2 protein-coding genes are annotated in these 2,145 nt (G+C 69.0%); both read left to right on the top strand.

Annotated features, from left to right (window positions below; translation table 11 throughout):
• On the top strand, nucleotides 1-1,236 hold a 1,236-nt coding region (locus HF999_RS22035), incomplete at its 5' end, for a Mu transposase domain-containing protein (protein WP_168547893.1).
• Nucleotides 1,233-2,084, top strand: coding sequence for an IS21-like element helper ATPase IstB (gene istB / locus HF999_RS22030; RefSeq protein WP_168547892.1), 852 nt, complete (start codon nucleotides 1,233-1,235; stop codon nucleotides 2,082-2,084). The genes HF999_RS22035 and istB, both read left to right, overlap by 4 nt.
• Nucleotides 2,085-2,145 lie beyond the last annotated feature (61 nt).

The raw sequence follows: 2,145 nt of genomic DNA, 5'->3' as shown, positions 1-2,145 counted from the left end.
GATCCGTTCGTCCCGTTCATCGAGTACGTGACCGCCCGCCTGCACGAGGACCCGCATCTGTGGGCGCAGACCCTGTTCGACGAGCTCGTCGAGCTCGGGTTCACTCAGTCGTACTCGTCGTTGACCCGGCAGATCCGCACCCGTGGCCTGCGACCGCTCTGCCCGCAGTGCACCACCGCGACCGGCCGGCCGAACGCGGTGATCGAACATCCACCCGGCGAAGAGACGCAGTGGGATTGGGTGGATCTGCCCGACCCGCCTTCGTCGTGGGGATGGGGCAAGACCGCGCACCTGCTGGTCGGGACCCTCGCCTGTTCGGGCCGGTGGCGCGGCTACCTCGCCCCGAACATGACCCGCCCGCAGGTCATCGCCGGCCTGGACCGGATCACTCGCCGCCTCGGTGGGGTGACACGGCGGTGGCGGTTCGACCGGATGGCGACGGTCTGCCACCCCGCCAGCGGGGAGCTGACCGCCGAATTCGCTTCTGTCGCCAAGTATTACGGCGTATCCGTTGATATCTGCCCACCCCGTAGCGGACACCGCAAAGGCGTCGTGGAACGGGAGAACCGGAGCATCGCGCAACGCTGGTGGCGGACCCTGCCGGATGAGCTGTCGCCGGAGCAGGCCCAAGCATCCCTCGATGAGCACTGCCGCCTGCGAGCTGATGTGCGGATGCGCGCGACGAAGGACGGTCGCAGCTCCGTGCTCACCGTCGCCGCGACGGAGCCGCTCACCACCGCACCGGCGGCACCGTATCCCGCGGTCCTCACCGAGCCGAGGAAGGCCTCACGGCAGGCGTTGGTGCCGTGGCGCGGCAACCAGTACTCCGTCCCACCGGAGCTGGCGATGGGCGAGGTGACCGTGACCGAACGGCTCGGCGACCACCACATCGACATCGCCACCACGAGCGGGATCGTCATCGCCCGGCACCGCCTCGCCGCCCCGGGCACCGGCGCCCAGATCCGCGACACGGTGCACGTGAGCGCCCTCAACACCGCCGCGATGGCAGCAGCAGCTGCCGGCACCGGGGCACCGCACCGCCGCAAGGAGCGGATCCCGCCCGGCGAACGCGCACAGCAGGCGGCACAAGCCCTGCGCCAGAACAACTCCCACACCCCCAGCCCACCCACGAGCAGACCCGCCGGCCAGCCGGCCAACACCGCGGCATCGGATGCCGTGATCATCGACCTGACCGCCTACGAGGCGGCCGCACAGAACAGGAACACCCTCCCATGACCACCGCCACCACCACCGGCAGCGGCACCACCACCACCGCCGGCAGCGGCAGCTCCGCGGCGTCGTTGTATCAGCAGCTGCGCGGGCATCTCGCCGCCCTCAAGCTCGATGCCGCCGCAGCGGCACTGCCCAGCGTCCTGGAGACGGCGACCGCCGAGAAGTGGACCGTGACAGCAACTTTGGAGCATCTGCTCGCGGTGGAGGTCGACGCCACCGAAGCGCGCCGCTTGGCCGGGCGGATGCGGTTCGCGTGCCTGCCCACCGGTGCGACACTCGACGACTTCGACTTCGATGCCGCACCCGGCCTCGACCAGGCGCTGATCCGGGAGCTCGGGACCTGTGCCTACCTCGAATCCGCGACCAACGTGCTGCTCGTCGGTCCGCCCGGCACCGGCAAGACGCACCTCGCGGTCGGGCTCGCGCACGCCGCGGTGCACGCCGGGTACCGCACCTATGTCACCACCGCCGCCGACCTCGCCGCCCGCTGCCACAAAGCCGCGATCGAAGGCCGGTGGTCGACGACGATGAGGTTCTTCGCCGGCCCGACACTGCTCGTCATCGACGAACTCGGCTACCTCCCACTGCCGGCCGAAGCCGCCTCCGCGTTGTTTCAGGTTGTCTCGCAACGGTATCTGAAGACATCCATCGTCATCACCACCAACCGATCAGTCTCCGAATGGGGCGAAGTCCTCGGAGACACCACCGTCGCCGCCGCCATGCTCGACCGGCTCCTGCACCGCTCCGTCGTCCTCAAACTCGACGGAGACAGCTATCGACTACGAAACCATCACGCCCGCAACGAAACCCACCGCACCGCGATCGCACCCACCCGACGACCACTACAATAACCCCGCACCCAGGTGGGGAATTTCGATGCGCATCACTGGGGACTTTCGATGAGCCTAGTCA

The sequence above is a fragment of the Tsukamurella spumae genome (genome assembly GCF_012396015.1).
GTDB lineage: Bacteria > Actinomycetota > Actinomycetes > Mycobacteriales > Mycobacteriaceae > Tsukamurella > Tsukamurella spumae.
The sequence above is the reverse complement of the archived record's forward strand: the minus strand, read 5'-3'. Positions and strand labels throughout refer to the sequence as shown.

Bases quoted from the DNA above. Each gene is read 5' to 3' on its own strand.
- istB (WP_168547892.1), top strand. From the start codon at position 1,233: ATGACCACCGCCACCACCACCGGCAGCGGCACCACCACCACCGCCGGC.